The 16281-nt window shown below is 37.3% G+C and carries 18 protein-coding genes; 6 read left to right on the top strand and 12 right to left on the bottom strand.

Annotated features, from left to right (window positions below):
- The first annotated feature begins 134 nt into the window (after positions 1–134).
- Positions 135–851, top strand: coding sequence for a BMQ_0737 family morphogenetic spore coat protein (locus tag ACFSFW_RS06165; protein ID WP_388036161.1), 717 nt, complete (start codon positions 135–137; stop codon positions 849–851).
- Positions 852–993: 142 nt separating this feature from the next.
- Positions 994–1791 carry a hypothetical protein gene (locus tag ACFSFW_RS06160; protein ID WP_388036158.1) on the top strand — a complete coding sequence of 266 codons (798 nt, stop codon included), beginning with the start codon at positions 994–996 and terminating at the stop codon, positions 1789–1791.
- Positions 1792–1828: 37 nt separating this feature from the next.
- Here the strand turns inward: ACFSFW_RS06160 and ACFSFW_RS06155 are convergent, their stop codons facing one another.
- From ACFSFW_RS06155 to ACFSFW_RS06115, 9 genes are all read right to left on the bottom strand, one after another.
- Positions 1829–2560, bottom strand: a complete 732-nt coding sequence (locus tag ACFSFW_RS06155; protein WP_388036155.1) for a hypothetical protein — start codon at positions 2558–2560, stop codon at positions 1829–1831.
- A 56-nt stretch (positions 2561–2616) separates the two neighbouring features.
- Complete coding sequence (locus tag ACFSFW_RS06150; RefSeq protein WP_369695621.1) at positions 2617–3396, bottom strand: HipA family kinase; 780 nt, start codon at positions 3394–3396, stop codon at positions 2617–2619.
- Complete coding sequence (locus ACFSFW_RS06145) at positions 3374–4477, bottom strand: glycosyltransferase family 4 protein (protein ID WP_304212980.1); 1104 nt, start codon at positions 4475–4477, stop codon at positions 3374–3376. The genes ACFSFW_RS06150 and ACFSFW_RS06145 overlap by 23 nt, the downstream gene beginning before the upstream one ends.
- Before the next feature lie 38 nt (positions 4478–4515).
- Positions 4516–5478 carry a protein kinase family protein gene (locus tag ACFSFW_RS06140; RefSeq protein ID WP_388036151.1) on the bottom strand — a complete coding sequence of 321 codons (963 nt, stop codon included), beginning with the start codon at positions 5476–5478 and terminating at the stop codon, positions 4516–4518.
- Positions 5479–5681: 203 nt separating this feature from the next.
- Positions 5682–5918, bottom strand: a complete 237-nt coding sequence (locus ACFSFW_RS06135) for a hypothetical protein (RefSeq protein ID WP_388036148.1) — start codon at positions 5916–5918, stop codon at positions 5682–5684.
- Between the two features lie 179 nt (positions 5919–6097).
- The gene (locus ACFSFW_RS06130; RefSeq protein WP_099364307.1) at positions 6098–6343 is read right to left on the bottom strand and encodes a hypothetical protein; all 246 of its coding nucleotides are present in this window, start codon (positions 6341–6343) and stop codon (positions 6098–6100) included.
- 112 nt (positions 6344–6455) lie between these two features.
- Entirely contained in the window at positions 6456–6803 is a 348-nt protein-coding gene (locus ACFSFW_RS06125) for a DUF1360 domain-containing protein (RefSeq protein WP_388036145.1), read from the bottom strand.
- Positions 6804–6947: 144 nt separating this feature from the next.
- Entirely contained in the window at positions 6948–8225 is a 1278-nt protein-coding gene (locus tag ACFSFW_RS06120) for a UDP-glucose dehydrogenase family protein (protein WP_388036142.1), read from the bottom strand.
- A gap of 1 nt (position 8226) precedes the next feature.
- Positions 8227–9054, bottom strand: coding sequence for a UTP--glucose-1-phosphate uridylyltransferase (locus tag ACFSFW_RS06115; protein WP_388036139.1), 828 nt, complete (start codon positions 9052–9054; stop codon positions 8227–8229).
- Between the two features lie 289 nt (positions 9055–9343).
- Here ACFSFW_RS06115 and ACFSFW_RS06110 point away from each other — a divergent pair, with 289 nt between their 5' ends.
- From ACFSFW_RS06110 to ACFSFW_RS06100, 3 genes are read left to right on the top strand one after another with little or no spacing between them, the layout of a single operon-like run.
- The gene (locus ACFSFW_RS06110) at positions 9344–10408 is read left to right on the top strand and encodes a glycosyltransferase (RefSeq protein ID WP_388036136.1); all 1065 of its coding nucleotides are present in this window, start codon (positions 9344–9346) and stop codon (positions 10406–10408) included.
- Positions 10405–11565, top strand: a complete 1161-nt coding sequence (locus ACFSFW_RS06105; RefSeq protein WP_388036133.1) for a hypothetical protein — start codon at positions 10405–10407, stop codon at positions 11563–11565. The genes ACFSFW_RS06110 and ACFSFW_RS06105 overlap by 4 nt, the downstream gene beginning before the upstream one ends.
- 7 nt (positions 11566–11572) lie before the next feature.
- A complete protein-coding gene (locus tag ACFSFW_RS06100) occupies positions 11573–12583 on the top strand; it encodes an NAD-dependent epimerase (RefSeq protein ID WP_388036130.1) in 1011 nt (336 codons plus the stop codon).
- A 69-nt stretch (positions 12584–12652) separates the two neighbouring features.
- Here ACFSFW_RS06100 and ACFSFW_RS06095 read toward each other — a convergent pair whose 3' ends face one another.
- A complete protein-coding gene (locus tag ACFSFW_RS06095; protein ID WP_388036127.1) occupies positions 12653–12898 on the bottom strand; it encodes a hypothetical protein in 246 nt (81 codons plus the stop codon).
- 87 nt (positions 12899–12985) lie between these two features.
- On the opposite strand from ACFSFW_RS06095, the gene ACFSFW_RS06090 reads away from it, so the two are divergent.
- On the top strand, positions 12986–13615 hold the full coding sequence (locus tag ACFSFW_RS06090; protein ID WP_388036124.1) for a LysE family translocator: 630 nt from the start codon (positions 12986–12988) through the stop codon (positions 13613–13615).
- Here ACFSFW_RS06090 and ACFSFW_RS06085 read toward each other — a convergent pair.
- The gene (locus ACFSFW_RS06085; RefSeq protein ID WP_388036121.1) at positions 13612–14958 is read right to left on the bottom strand and encodes an amino acid permease; all 1347 of its coding nucleotides are present in this window, start codon (positions 14956–14958) and stop codon (positions 13612–13614) included. The two genes, ACFSFW_RS06090 and ACFSFW_RS06085, sit on opposite strands and share 4 nt — an antisense overlap.
- Before the next feature lie 7 nt (positions 14959–14965).
- Complete coding sequence (gene bcbE, locus ACFSFW_RS06080; RefSeq protein ID WP_388036118.1) at positions 14966–16198, bottom strand: bacillibactin exporter BcbE; 1233 nt, start codon at positions 16196–16198, stop codon at positions 14966–14968.
- Positions 16199–16281 lie beyond the last annotated feature (83 nt).

Here is a 16281-nt window from a genome sequence, read left to right as displayed (position 1 = left end):
CCTCTTGTGATTGTTTCTTCATATCATATGAGCAAAATTCCGCTAATGTCACAGCACACATGACTAGCTTTTACATACTATACAGTAGCCCCAATACCCAAAGGGTTATTACAACAAAAAGGAGGAACACACAAGTGGGTTATAAGCATAAAGATAGAGACAGAGACACAGAACGAGTTTGTATACTGACAAGAAAAATATATGACTGGATTACTCGCCAGATTGACGTAAATCTTTCATTCACTAACAACCTTCCTGTAAAATTCAAATGCAATGGTCAATCAGAACGCACACTAGAAGAACTTTGTACTTTTCTAGAGCAATTTGACACAGTATCAGTAAATTGCTTCTTAAGTGATTCAATGGGGAATCCGATTGACACTGGTTTCCAAGAGGATAATCAAGTTATGGTTCAAGAAATTGGTCAACGCCAACCTGTTACTGTAACATTACCGAATGGTGATCAAGTGACACTACAAAGAGTGAAAACTCTAATCAGAGGCTTTATCGGAGTCGAAATTCTAGATGATATGGATAATGTTGTATGTATGACAAAAACTCCAATTCCATTCGTAACAACGCAAACATTCTTATTATGTGCTCCTGAAGGTACAGACCTAAATGTACATGTATCATTGGCTGAATGTGATGCAACGTTAATTTGTGAAGAAGACATCCAACAACTTGACATCAATCTAACACTTTGCCTAGAAGTTCAAACTGAGGCTGATGTAAAGCTAGAAATCGAAGCTAGACACTGCCAACCACGTGAAGAAATTCTAGAAGAAATTGTATTATGTCCGACAGAAAAATTCCCTCCACAATGTCCAGAAGTTTTTCCTGCACACTAAGTGAACCTGGTTAAACTAGACTGTTGAAATTTCAACAGTCTAGTTTATTTTTTCTGTTTTATTATTTGTACGATATTTTTATGATCCAAAAACACAAATTCTGCGATTCTTACATAACTTGTAAGGGAGAGGAGGGATACATGTGAAACACAGACAGCACCAGGGACGGCCAGAAGACAGTATCCAACTAAAACAACGTATTATTCATTACCAGTCCGAAATTGTATCCTACGAGCACAAACTGAAATCCCTACAGGCTAGTATAGAAAAAGAAAAGGTCCGAAATCAGTATTTACAAGAAAAATTATATACAATTGAGGATCAACAAATAGAGACGTACCAAAAGGAAATTTATAAGTTAAAGGAAAAAATCATGCAGCTTGAAGTAGAACTTGAGGAGGAAAAACAACGTTCTTCCCAGCTCCAACAAAAAGTTGTATCTTCTAAACCTCTGGTTGAGGAGCCAAGACAAAATACGCTTGAAACCTTTCCCCGTATTCAGGCTCATTTTGCCTATTCGACTCTCTTACCAAATACGGAGGAAGATGATATTACCATTATCGGTGATTTTATTATTAAAAACACAGGCACCGCTCCCTTACATGACATAATTGTTTGCGTCAAACTGACACCTATCGATGCCGGTACCCTTAGCGGAAAAATTGGCACAAAGAAATCTCATAACTTTGTTTATACCGAAATTGACTGGGTCTTTTTGCATGAAAACTGGAAAGAAAAAATCAAGGAGAACGGAGAATATTGGATAAAATATGCAGATTTAGACCCCCTAGAACCTAACGAAACCATTATTTTCCCCCAATTTGATATTACCCTAATGAAAAATGAGGAAAGCCAATCTGTTGTTGTAGACGGATTTGTCTATAGCAAGGAACTGCCAAAGGGGTCCTTTTCGCTTAATAAGATTATTGTAAACTACTAAAATGTTCATGTCCTTCATCACGGTTATGAAGGACATTTCATTCCTTTAGGTAGTATTGTCCTCTATCTAAATAATTGATTGATCTTTTATAGCCTAATAGACTTACTAGATTTGCATCTGAAACTAGCAATAAATCGGTAATAATATATGGTTTTTTGAGGGTTCTTTTTAGAATGGGATATGTTAGAGGCTGCAATTTGATTAATTTGTTAGTGGATTTTAGTACAAATACCTCATAATGAGTTTTTACATACGAAAGAAGTTCATCGATTCTTGTACCATTTTCTTCTAGATAGATACTGTTGAAATCGAGTATTCCTACAACAGATTCACAGCCTTTTGTAAGCTTTTCAAGTGTTTTAAGACCTTCTCTCTCATTTCCATGCAGATTCATTATAAAAAGCAACTTCCTGCACTTAATCTCATTTGATTCAAGTTGGCCTAAGGAGTATTTAAGCTCGATTTGCTTTCTGTTAAGGTGTTCATTTTGAGACTGTATAAACCCAGGTTCGTAATCTTTATTTGCTTCAATTCCTACAATTTTGGCATCCTTATTGTACTCTGTTGAAAACAAAACATCACCATATCCGGCCCCTATATCAAGAACCAGATCAGGAAAGAATTTGGTTGCCGTTGTTCTCCATATTTCTGTAACCTTTGGATGTAACATCCCATTACTAGCTACCAACTGCCTCCCCTTATTTGTTTGTTCATTGACGTATATACAATGATTCGAATCACCAATTTTCACCTTTGTATACGAGAGCAATTACAATTCCCCCTAAAAATTGGTATTAAAAAAGGACAGCATCGCAAGCTGTCCTTTTAAGATTTAGAATGAAGCGGTCGATATCGTGATTTGATAAAGTCCCTTATCAATTTAGATAAAACCATATCTCGACGGCACACTAAATAATCGACAACTCGTTTTTTATCATCCTCGGTAACGCCCCAGTCTTCTGGTGTGAAAGCGACAATTTCATTTAATAAATGGATTGGGATTGATTGTATGATGGACAATTGGTCATAAAAATCTTTCTCATCTGGAATGAAACTAGCGATTAATTCATGTGTCGCACTTTTCATTAGCTTCCTACAGTATGTGGAGAGATTTGAACTATCCCAAGCATATGAACCAAAAAGGTCTGCATGATCAATAATATACAGCATGTGATTTCCTTCAGGTGTTTCTTTAAAAAGCACATTTTTCCTAGTCCGATCCAGATTATAGAGCCAGTAATCCATAATGATAATTCCGGCAAGCTGGCTGCGATTAATGACATTTGGGGATGTCAATTCATGCGCGTTTTGACAGTTTGGAATATATTCAATGGCAAACTGTGTATTCGTAACCTTTACAAGCTCGCCACCGGTTAATTCACTATAGAATGATTCAGGAATTTGTACAAAGCGGCTTGGAGGGACTGGAAGCTGTAAATAGCGTGCAATTGAATACCCAACCCATTCGTTAAACAATACCTTATCTTGGCCTTCCTTAAAAAATTTCACTATATACTGTTTTCCATTATCAAAAGAAATAAGATGTGCGTTATTGGATTTCCCTTCATATAATTGATGGTATTTAGTTGGTTGGATGTCCGTCACCTCCAGTCAATTCTCGAAGTAATTTAATATAGCTTTCAGCGCATGTTTCGATTGAAAAATTATCCTCAACCCGTTTCCGAGCATTAGCAGATAATGTTTGATAATATTCAGGTGCATCCACAATTTGATAGATTTTTTTTGCAGCATCACGCGCATTTTCCTCGATATATAATAAGCCAGTCTTACCGTCCTCAACTATTTCAGGAATGGATGAGATCCCTGGCGCAACGACCGGTACCCCACAAGCCATGGATTCGATAAACGTATTCCCAAACGACTCTCCCTTAGTCGTTGCAATCGTACACCCACCGGATTGTCTAACTTTAGAGTACATATGTGGCATTTCCTGATATGGGACAACCGGATACCATTTAACGATATCTGTTAATCCATGATTCTTCCAATAGGCCACAAATTCATCCTTTTGAACACTTTTGTCCCCACCGATGATCCAAATTTCAATGTCTTCCCGCTCACTATTAATAAGATGAGCTATTTCCATTAATAGTTTCCAGTTTTTTCGGCCATCGAGTCTCCCGATATAGGCAACTACCTTTCTTCCCTTTGGAATGATAGGTTCCTTATTTAAGTGGATATCCTCTGGATTTAGTGGTTTAAAGAATTCGGTATTAATCCCGTTGTAGATTACCTCATAGGGTGCATTTGAATCGATTAATATCGATGCGAGGCGCTTTTGGTGATGGGAGGGGACAATAATACGGTCCGGTTGAACGGAATCAAAATCTGGAAGATGGCGATCTAGTTTGATTATTTCTGGAGTACGCGCCTCAAGTAATAACGGCCCTTTGTAATTCGCCTTACGAATCCATTTAAAGCCCTTTTTTGTATCACAAATAATGATTACATCATACTTGTTCTTTTCAATAATATTTACAATTTCCTCTTTATCATCGGTTAAATAAACAGTTGCTACATCCTCCATGATATGCATGCCACCAAGGTCTTTTACATACATAAAATCAGTTTCAATGCCATATTTTTTAAAATAAACGGCGCGATTGCGCCAGCCTGCATTCACTCCACCAACGGTCAATAAGCGCCAAATCACTAGTACTTTCAAAATTAGCCTCCTTTCTTTAGATTCTTACAATTCATATACTATTTCTTTTTGCGTTTCTTTTTAGAAGAAGTGAAAACTCTTGCTTTCTTCTTACCACCCATATCTGACAAAGAACTTCCTTTTTTGTCCTTCTTTTTCTTTTTATCGCCATAAATATATTCTCGTTCAAGCTCTTTCGCATTTGCCTTTACATATTCGATGTCTACTCCTTGTGCAGTAAGGGCTTTAATCCATTGTTCTTTATGAACTTTTCTCACGAGATCTTCGATTTTTGAATCCCATTCATTGTCGCCTGTTCGTAGAATCTTTTCTTCTTTTTTAAGCTTCTTAAGCGATACATCCTCTTGAGCAAAGAATTTTTCATGTAATGCTGTTGCATATTTTTCCATTTCGATATACTTCTGCCATTCTTCATGGAGTGCGGGAGCCATTTCTTTTACATGTTCTAAAAACATCTCTCGATATTGATCTCCTAGGCTATTTAAGAGTTTTCGAGGGTATGGATAGACGCGATTTCTCCATACTGTTGTACCTACGTCAAGAACCTTTAAATTTCCATCTTCCTGCACAAAAATATGGCGCTTATGATGGTCAATTCTTTCAAGACCAATTTGTTTATATGTGGTTAAAAGATCTATTAGTTTAACAGATAGGTTTTTGGTTAATGGTTGGGATTGTAAATATTCACGCAAGTCGATTCCATATACCATTTCCATGGCAATATATTTAGGACCACTACAGAATACTTTTGGAAAAAGAGTGGTATGTTGACCAAGACTTAACGCATAAAGCTCTCTGGCACAAACATCTTCTTCCCCATATACTTTAATACAGACATCTTCATTTGCTTGGAATACGGCCCCATGTACGCCTTTTCCAATCATTTTAAGTGATGTATTATTATTTAGGACTGTCACTTCAGCGTCCTCGTGTGCTTGAACAGTAATGTTTTTTACATAGGTCTCTATTTCCTTACAGTCTACATTCACTTGTTTATTCAATTCAATTTCACCTCACAACTTATTTCGTTCCATTTTTTATAAAAAGCCTTACAAATTTTTGTTTGTAAAAGTCTATCAATGTATAGTATTCTTGGGATTTCTACTTGTGTAGGACAGATTAATTAGAAATACCAATTTTTGTTTAACTTATTTATGAAAAGACTGTCTTGCTTTAATTCGCAAGCAGCCCTTTCATTCCTAACTTATGACTTTTCCAGGTTAGTGGAGTCAGATTTTGCATCAACTTGTTCTTCTGTGGGATTTTGGTCTTCGGTCCCTTCTGTTGTGTCTGCTGTTTCAGTTTGTTCTTCTTCTACTGGTGGATTAAAACTAAATTGAATATTGCCAGAGAGATTTTGTAGTACAGTTTCCAATTCTTCTCTTACAATTGCCCGGATTTCATCGTATTTTTTTGACTTATCTTTTTCCTTCTTCCCCATATATTTCACCTCCCAACTCAATACTTTAAGTTATACATTTTTAATAAAGTTGGCAGTGTGTTTGTCCATTCATTGTTGAAAAAGGGCAAATGAAATTGTGCCTTTACGTTCCTAGTCAAAAAAAACGAATGTATCATTTTTGATACATTCGTTAATAAAGCTGAGGACATTCGTTCGAATTATCCTCTTCTACTAAGTTGATCGAAGATACTTTGAATATCGCTAATGTTTGCATCAGGTCCAATTGTAATGTCCAAATCACTCATCTTTATATCCATACCCAAAACTTGAATGGATACACCACCTGGTGCATTCACGCTAAATATATTTTCTCTGTTTGACGGTTCTTGGTTTAAACCGTCTTGGTTTGAGCGTTCCACCTGGCTCTGATTGTCATTGTTTTTAAATGAACCATTTTTCCCCATATTCTCACCTCTTTACTGTTCCTAATTCCTACTATATGGAATAAGTCTATAAATTGTATGGACATGAGTTTATTTATGGGAAATTGTGTATTTTACCTAGTAAACGAAAACCCTAATTTAATAGTCTCGTAACACAGGTTTCAATGATGGATGCAAGGCCTGCGATTGCGAAAATAAAAATAAGCGGTTCAGAAAGGGGTAAATAAAATTCATATAGAAGATAGAGGAATGCTGTTGACCAAATTCCTGTACACCAATAGCAGCTTAATAGTTCACCAATCCATCTTCTTACTCCAGTCCCTTTAAGCTTTATATATTCTTCTATTGTCCCGTCAGGTAGTTCCTCTTCAATTACCTCATGAAAAGGACTACGAATAAATTCTGTAATTTTATCAAACACCAATAACCTTGTAAGGCGAAAACTGGCTAAGCCTAGTAAAATGAATTCAAAAACAGACAAACTAACTCCTCCTTTTTACAAAAACACCTTTGGTAAAACCGTTAATTTCCTAGGGGGTTAAAAGGTAATTAGCACTCGTCGGACCCCTATAAATAAAATATGGTCATCACGGGTTTTACATGATGACCAATTTTGTATGAAGGACTATGATTTTCCGATTCCTTCATAATGGAATCCAAGGTTTTCAAGTTCTTGTTTATTTAGAACATTTCTTCCATCGAAGACGAATGGCTGCTTTACAGCTTTTTTCACCTTCCCCCAATCTAACTGCGTATACTCCTCCCAATCTGTAATCAATAATACGGCATCCACTCCGTCTACTGTCTCAAATACATCCTTACATTGCTCCACACCAGGGTTTCGGAGTGTCACAATTGGATCATGTACTTTTACAACACAGCCTTTACTTACAAGCTCATCAAGTAAGACTAAACTAGGTGATTCCCTTGTATCATCTGTTCCTGGCTTAAAGGCTATGCCTAGTACAGCAATGCTTTTATTCTTCAATCCACCTATTTTCTCATCAACTTTCTTCAAAAAATAAAATGGCTGTGTTTTGTTTATAGACTCTACCTCTTCCAAGATCGATAAATTCATTCCTTGTTCTTTAGCAATGGTGATCAATGCGCTTACATCTTTAGGAAAGCATGAACCCCCATATCCAATTCCAGCTTTCAGGAAATGGGATCCTATCCTATGGTCGAGACCTATTCCTTTTGATATTTCATCAATATCCACTCCTATGATGTCACATAGTCTTGCAAGCTGATTAATAAAGGAAATTTTTAAAGCCAGAAAGGAATTCGAAGCATATTTAATAAGTTCTGCAGCATTTGGAGTTGTTTCGATAATGGGGGCTTTTTCACCTGCATACAATTTGTTCATCATCTCAAACGCCTTTTGACTAGAACTGCCAATTACCACTCGATCGGGATGAAGGGCATCATAAAGTGCAGAACCTTCTCTTAAAAATTCTGGATTCGATACTACATCAAAAGGAATTTCCCTGTTTTCTGCTTCAATCACAGCTGCAACCTTCCTATTTGTTCCTACTGGAACTGTACTTTTATTAATCACTACTTTGTACTTGTTCATATGGGTTCCAATCATCTTAGCTACAGAATAGACTGCACTAAGATTTGCACTACCATCTTCGTTTTTTGGTGTACCAACACAAATAAAAATAAAATCATTTTCTTGGATTGCTGTTTTTGCGTCCGTTGTAAATGAAAGATTCTTTTGTGTAAGATGTTTCGTTAATAATTCCGGTAAGCCTTGCTCATAAAAATGAAGCCTACCATTAGATAATGCCTTTACCTTTTTTTCATCAATATCTAGGCCGATTACCTTGTGTCCTTTTTCACATAATACAAGGCCTGTGGTAGTTCCTACATATCCTGTTCCAATGACTAAAACATTCACTTTACTCCTCCTCTATTCCTTGTTGTAATGTAAATATTTTTTGAACAAGCCTTATATATTCAGCTTCCTTTGCAATATCAAATCGCTCACTGGCAACCTCAATTCCATAGGCTGGTTCTGATTGAAGCATGAGCTTAATTGCATCTGTTAACTGAACTTCTGAGCCGACACCAGGCTGTGTTTGTTCTAAACAAGAAAAGATGTCTGGCTTCAAAATATATCTTCCTGTAACAGCAAGGTTCGAGGGTGGATTGCTTTTCGGTTTTTCAACAATATCAGAAATTTTATAGAGTCGGTCTTTTTCCTTTTTCTCCACCTGAATAACTCCATAGCTTTTCAAATGCGCTTCATCAACCTGTTGTAAGGCGATCACATTTTTCCCGTATTCATTATAGGAGTCTATTAACTCCTCTAATGGGTTTTGATTATTAGAAAGGTAGATTTCATCAGGGAGCAAAATGGCAAATGGCTCATTACCAATAAAATCCTTTGCTAATGAAACGGCATGACCTAACCCTTTTGGGTAGAACTGTCTCGTATAATAAATTTTCACTTTCGGGAGTTGCAAAGTATTGAGGAGATGTTTTTTATTTTGTTGTTCTAAAAATGCTTCAAGTTCTAGGGATCGATCATAATAATCCACAATTAAATTTTTTGTACGTGAGACAATCATGAGGATTTGCTCAATACCTGCTTTTACAGCTTCCTCGACAATGTAATCAATTGCCGGGCGCCCTCCGATAGGGAGCATTTCTTTAGGTAGTACCTTCGTCATTGGTAATCCTCGTGTACCAAACCCTGCTGCAGGAATAATAGCCTTTTTAATCATTTAGTTGCCTCCCCCCTTCTCTTATTATTCAATTTATTCACGCGCTGTCTTAGAGGAAGTTGTCCACATTAGAAAGGGCGAGTAAATGAGAAAAAAGCATATAGTCCGAACTTGGTCGTCTTTTTTCGTTTCTTCATTCAAAAATCTAATTTGTTCTTTAAATTCTTCTTTCACTGGCTAACTATATCTATATAAAAAAATCTATTTATAGGAGTTTTGTCCAATCTACTATTGAATTTCATGCATAGAGTAATTGAAAAGACTACTACAAAGGAAGGAGTCGATAGATTTGCCTACTGCAATCCATTTAAACTTACGTGTAGACCCTACCCAATACATTCCACAAATACGAAATATTCCTGGATATGATTATATTCATCTAGTACGTCAACCTAAGTATATGGTAGATATGTCCCTACTAAATGATAAGGTCCACTATTTAAATGAAATAAACTCACCTAATAAATTTGTAAAGAAACAAAAAGCATCGCTAATTCATGCCCATCATGGACAATTGGGAATTTTATTACTTCCCTTTAAAGAACAAACCGGCCTCCCTATGGTCACGAGTATAAGAGGGCGAGATGGTACCTTAGCAGATCAACATTTCACCTATTTAGATCATATGAAAATGTTGTTTGAACAAACGGAGCTTTTTTTCCCTGTATGCAACTATCTAGCTCAACAAATTAAAGATTGGGGATGCCCTCCGGAAAAAGTCCGAGTATTGTATGGAGGCGTAGACCTAAATCAATTTCAATATAGGCCACCTGAGATTAGAGAAACTCAAAATATACTTTCCATCGGAAGATTAGTAGAAAAAAAGGGGCATCACGTTTTAATTCAAGCTTTTGCAAGAATCCGTGAAAAATTTCCGCATGCAACATTGACACTTATCGGTCGAGGCCCGATGGAGGATTCTCTCAAAAATTTAGCAACCCAACTGAATCTGGGAGATTCATTTCGATTGCTTCAACATTTACCTAAATCTCAAGTATTTGAACATATGAAACAGGCTGACCTCTTCTGTGCAGCAAGTCTCACAGCATCCAATGGAGATGTTGAAGGAATTCCAAATACCGTAAAAGAAGCAATGGCAACTGGTTTACCTGTCATCTCAACAACTCATGCAGGGATCCCAGAACTAGTTACTCATAATGAAGAAGGCTTTTTAGTGGCTGAGAACAATATTGATGAACTTGCTCTTGCACTTGAACACATGCTAATGAACCAGTCATTATGGCTTCCATTCGCTACCGCAGCAAGACAAAAGGTAGAACAAAACTTCGAGTTATCTGCTCAATTAAAGCAGCAGGCTCAATTTTATGATGAACTGTTAGGAGGGAAGAAATGAAAGACTTCACTTCAATTACCGTAACGAAGGGTGAAAAATTACTAGAAATTAATAATCCGACTGCCTATCCCCTTATTGGAAAAGGATCACAAGGTGCCGTATTTAAACTTTCCGATGACAAATGTGTGAAAATTTATGCGGATCCACTTCAGGCGAAAATGGAGCAAGAAGCTCTCAAGGCTTCAAAAAAAAATCCCTTCATGCCAAATGTATATGATACTGGAAAAAATTATATTGTCATGGAATATTTAAATGGCCCAACTTTAAAAGAGTACCTACTTGGAAGTATGTACATGCCAGAAGACATCACTCGAAAACTACTACACTTGTTGAAAGAATTTAAAAAGGCAAAGTTTACGATGGTAGATGCACCACTTCGACATATTTTCATTGTAAACAATGAATTGAAGGTAGTAGACCATGTTAATGCTTTTAAACGAATCCACCCCGTTCCCATCAAACTAATACGCGATTTAAAACTTCTACTCTTAAAAGATTCCTTTCTCATGCAGGTCCAAAAGCTGGAACCAGATACCTACGAGGAATGGGACCGATTTTTCAATAAAAAAATAAGCATTAAGAAAATGCTCGTTATGCCAGACAAAGGTAGCAGTGTAAAGGTCGACAGCTCCCTCTCGCAATTACTCATTGGGAAAGGACACCAAGGTGCAGTGTATCGGTTATCGGAGGACAGTTGTGTCAAGGTATATGGGAAACTTCCACATGCTAAACAAGAACAAGAGGTTTTATTATCCTGTCAGCATCTATCCTTTATCCCAAAAGTACATGAGGCAAAGAAAAATTACGTCGTGATGGAATATTTATCTGGCCCTGATTTAAACACCTATCTGAAGAAACAATCTAAACTTCCAGAAGAGGTCACAAGGCAACTTCTTGATATCCTAAAAACGATGAAGAAAGAAGGATTTAAACAAATCGATACTCCATTGCGCCATGTCATTATCACGAAAGATGGATTCAAAATGGTGGACCATGTGTATTCGTTCACTCGTGAACAAAGTAGACCACTCGAATTATTTAAAGACTTACGTGAAAGAGGATTTTTTGAATCATTTTTAAATCAGGTAAAAAGTTTTGATCCCAAAACGTATGATGAATGGACCAAAACACCTATTCCGTTAACCGAGGAAGGTTGAACATAGCATGAGTATTCTAGTAACTGGTGCAGCAGGCTTCATTGGTTTCCATGTTTCAAAACGCCTACTATCTAAAGGTTATCATGTAATAGGGATAGATAATCTCAATAAGTATTATGATGTCCGTCTAAAAAGAGACAGATTATCTTTATTGAAAGAAAATAATAATTTCACATTTTATCAAATCGATTTAGCTGACTCAGAAAAGTTGCATGATGTATTTAATAAAGAAAAAATCAATATCGTCATTAATCTTGCTGCTCAAGCAGGAGTTCGCTATAGCTTATACAATCCCTATTCCTATATCCATTCAAACCTGGTCGGTTTCTTAAATATCTTAGAGGCTTGTCGCCATTATCCGGTGGATCATTTGTTATTTGCCTCATCAAGCTCTGTATATGGTGCAAATTCGAACATTCCCTTTTCAACAAAGGATAATGTCGACCATCCTGTAAGCTTATATGCCGCAACGAAAAAATCCAATGAACTAATGGCCCATACGTACAGTCACTTGTTTCAAATTCCAACCACTGGACTTCGTTTCTTTACCGTGTATGGTCCATGGGGCCGACCTGATATGGCTTACTATTCATTTACAAGAAGTATTTTGGAAGGCAAACCGATTAAGGTATTTAATAATGGGGATATGCGTAGAGATTTTACGTATATTGATGATATCGTGGAAGGGATTATTGGTTTGCTTGATCATCCACCCGTTAATAATACAAAATGGGATCCCTTGAGCCCTGATCCAAGTTCGAGCAATGCTCCATACAAAATCTACAATATCGGCAACAACAGCCCTGTCACCTTAATTAACTTCATCCGAACATTAGAAGAAACAATTGGAAAACAAGCCATTCTTCAGCTCTATCCCATGCAACTTGGTGATGTAAAAGAAACCTACGCCGACATCACTGATCTATATGAAGCCATCGGGTTTCAGCCAAAAACCTCAATCGATGAGGGACTCACAGAGTTTGTAAAATGGTTTAAGGAGTATTATAGGTGGAAATAGTTAGATATAGTATGCGGACCGCCTCCTTTGGGAGACGGTCTTTTTATGAAGAGGATTTTATGCCTCAACCTACTTTGTCGTTGCTTCGATTGCACGCTGTGTTTCTTCTAACCTACGAAGCAGCGCTTTTGCGCGTATATATGCCAGGTCATCCGTTACGCCTGAATTTTCTACTTCTCGCAATTGTTCCTTCGCTTGCATTACCAAGTTTTGAGCATGCTGGAATCGCTCCCTGTCACCATTTCCTTGTGACTCAATTACGGCATGCTCGGCTTCATCAACGGACTGTACAAGTTGATTCAATAGATTATCCAATTTCGTCATCTCCTTTAAAAAAAGTGATACAAGCTCTCCCTCTTGAATACAATTCCTAAGACAAGTCTTTTAAGAGGTGTAAATAAAATGGGCGTTCTTTTCAGTTATGTTCTATTAGGTCTCAGCCTTGCAGCACCCATTGGTCCCGTTAATGCTGCACAATTAGATAGAGGTATAAAATACGGCTTCCTCCATGCCTGGCTCGTTGGTGTTGGTGCAGTACTCGCTGATGGAGTATATATGCTAATTGTTTACTTAGGTCTTGTATCCTTCATCAATACCCCATTTATCCAAACGTTTCTATGGCTTTTTGGTTGTTTTGTATTGCTTTATACAGGTATTGAAAGCATGATAAGTGCCGGACAAATAAAGATGGAGAATTCCAGAAACCAGGAACCTGCTTTTAAAGCCTTTTTCTCTGGGTTTATCATGTCGATTACAAACCCGCTCACTATTTTATTCTGGTTAGGGATTTATGGCTCTGTATTGGCCAAAACAGCTTCAACTTCAACCAGTAGCGAACTAATCCTCTATAGTGCAGCCATTTTTTGTGGACTACTGCTATGGGATATAACAATGGCAACAGTATCGAGTAGTTTTCGAAGGATCTTAACCTCACGTCTATTAGCACTGATTTCCATTGTATCCGGGCTATCTCTCGTGGGCTTTGGGATCTATTTTGGTTTTCAAGGTATAAAACTTTTACTAAGTCACTAAGTTTTTTGAAGTTTTTCAAATAAAGTGTCCATGCCCTTGGACTCTTTCTTTTTACTACCTTTGTTTTTAATAAAAGCAACTATAAAGATAATCACGATAAACCCGAGACTAATAAAAAAGCCTGGACGAATTTCTTTACTAAACAATGTTCCACTAACCGCAAGTAAAATAAATAGCACGCCAAGATAATATTTCATTTTCCCAACAAATCCAGGCTTTAAGAGTCGATTTGCAGACAAGAGGATAAATAACCAATTGTATAAGAGCATGAGCCCTGCTCCAGTCGTTACATATTCGTAAATACTATCTGGCATTAAAAGCGAAAAGATAATTGAAGTAAGTAGGCCGGATGCTGTTAAAATAAAGGCTGGTAATGGCACCTTTAATTTCCCTTTTTTTGAAAAGATCTTTGGGGCATCTCCGTCTTCTGACAAGTTCACTAAAATACTTGTTACCCCATATAGAGCAGCAACCATTGTGGAGAATCCTCCAATAATCAAGGCCCCATTAAAAATATCAGCAATTAATGGGATATTGTAATTATCTAATGCAACTACAAATGTACTTTCTTCACCTGTGAAGACTTTCCACGACACGAGCATCACAGCAAGTCCAACGGAAGCCAAATAAATGATGGTTAGAAGAAGAAGCATCATCTTTCCAGCCTTTGGTGCTTCACTCTTGTCCTTTAGCTGGGTTGCCATTAATCCCATTACTTCAATCCCACCGAAGGCATAGAACGCAAAAATCAAGGCGGACCAGAGCCCCATTATTCCTTTCGGGAAATATTCAGGAGGCAGTTGAGGATCCCTTGTTCCATCGATAGCACCTGTTACTGCTAATACCGCAATTACGATGAACATAAGGATTGCCGAGATTTTGATGAGAGCAAAGACATTCTCTAATTTGTTAATTCCACTTGTACCAATCAACAATACAGCTAAACCTAATACACCATAAATTGCAGCAAAGACCCATAAAGGGGTACCAGGGAACCAAAACTTAGTAAAAATAGACAATGCAGTAAGCTGACTTCCCATGATAAGCATTTCGGCACTCCAGTAAATCCAACCTATACTAAAGCCAGCCCATCTTCCGAATGCTTGTTTTGCGTAAGTACGAAACGCCCCTTTTTCAGCCTTTTTTGCAGTAAGTTTAGCTAATCCATCATAGACAAAATAAGTTCCAATTGCAGCAATAATAAATAGGATCAACACAGAGGGGCCAGCTGTTCGAATCGCAATGCTGGACCCTAGAAAAAAACCTGTGCCTATTGTACAGCCAACTCCAAAAAGGGAAAGCTGCCACCATTTTATTTTTTTCTCACTTTTTCCTTGGGCCATATCCCCTCTACCTCTTTACCTTTTGGAATAAAGAATCTGTTCGAACCCGCTTGGGCGGTTTTATAAAAAATAAAACAAGAACGGTTGCCACAGCCGAAATACCAGCTACCGAGAAAAACAAGATATCATGTGAAAGGTTCATTAGAATGGCAAAAACAGGTGGACCAATCGCTACCCCAATAAATCGAGCACTACTGTAAATAGAGGTAATGGTACCTCTTTCATCTTTCTCAGTACCATTCGTAATGAGTGCATCCAAGCTTGGAAGAGCGACTCCGATACCTATCCCGCAAATGACAAGGGCAGCTATAAAAATGTACAGATTTTCCGTGTAACATATTCCAAAAACAGCTACAGTAGCTGCAAAAATTCCCGAAAAAATAATCCATTTGATTGCATTTTTATCATCACCAAGCTTCTTTCCAGTGATAAATGAAGATAGGCATAGTGCACCGAGTGGTATTGCAAGGATGAGACCTTTTATAATTCCATCAATTCCGTACTTGTCCTCCAAAATCGACGACAAGAAGAAGAGCATCCCAAAAAGAATATAAAAACATATGGCGCCCACGATAAAAATGGAAATCAGCCATCGTCCTTCTTCCTTAAGAGTACGTTTAATTTTCTTCAGAAAAAAAGAGAAGCTTGAGGTATCCACTTCATTATTCTTTGGAGTTTGTACAAGAAATTGAATCAAAAGAATGGAAATTAAGCAAAAAATGGGAAAAGCAAAAAAAGGCATATACCAAATAAAAGCTGCAAGTATTGCACCTAAAATTGGACTTAGTACCTTTCCAAACGTGTTTGATGTTTCAATCAATCCTAGTCCTGTATTTACATCTTTCTCACTTTTGCACATATCACCTACTAGTGGTAAAACTATGGGGGAAGCACCAGCAGCTCCAACTCCTTGTAAAAACCTTCCGATTAAAATGATCAAATATGGACTTTCAAATAACCACGAAGCTAGTCCAGAAATTAATCCCCCTATCCCTGCAATTATCAAACTTGGGATAATGACCTTTTTCCTTCCGATTCGATCAGAGAGAAAACCAGCGATTGGGATTAAGATGATGGCTACTATTGAATAAATCGTTATAATTAAACTGGATTGAAAGGATGTAATACCAATTTCTTTTTCCATAATCGGTAAAATGGGAATAAGCATAGAATTACCTAAGGTCATGACTAATGGGATGGATGCTAGTGAGAGCACTCCCCATTTCTCCGTTTTTTGCATTCTCCTATCTCCTTCGGAATTCTAATATTTATATTAAGATTAACCTATCCTTAAACACCTCTTACTATGCATAGTGGCTAATT

Origin of the sequence: Ferdinandcohnia salidurans (genome assembly GCF_042680725.1) — a bacterium.
Lineage (GTDB): Bacteria > Bacillota > Bacilli > Bacillales > Bacillaceae_L > Ferdinandcohnia > Ferdinandcohnia salidurans.
Note: the sequence above shows the minus strand (reverse complement) of the source record. Positions and strands in the feature narration are given on the sequence as shown.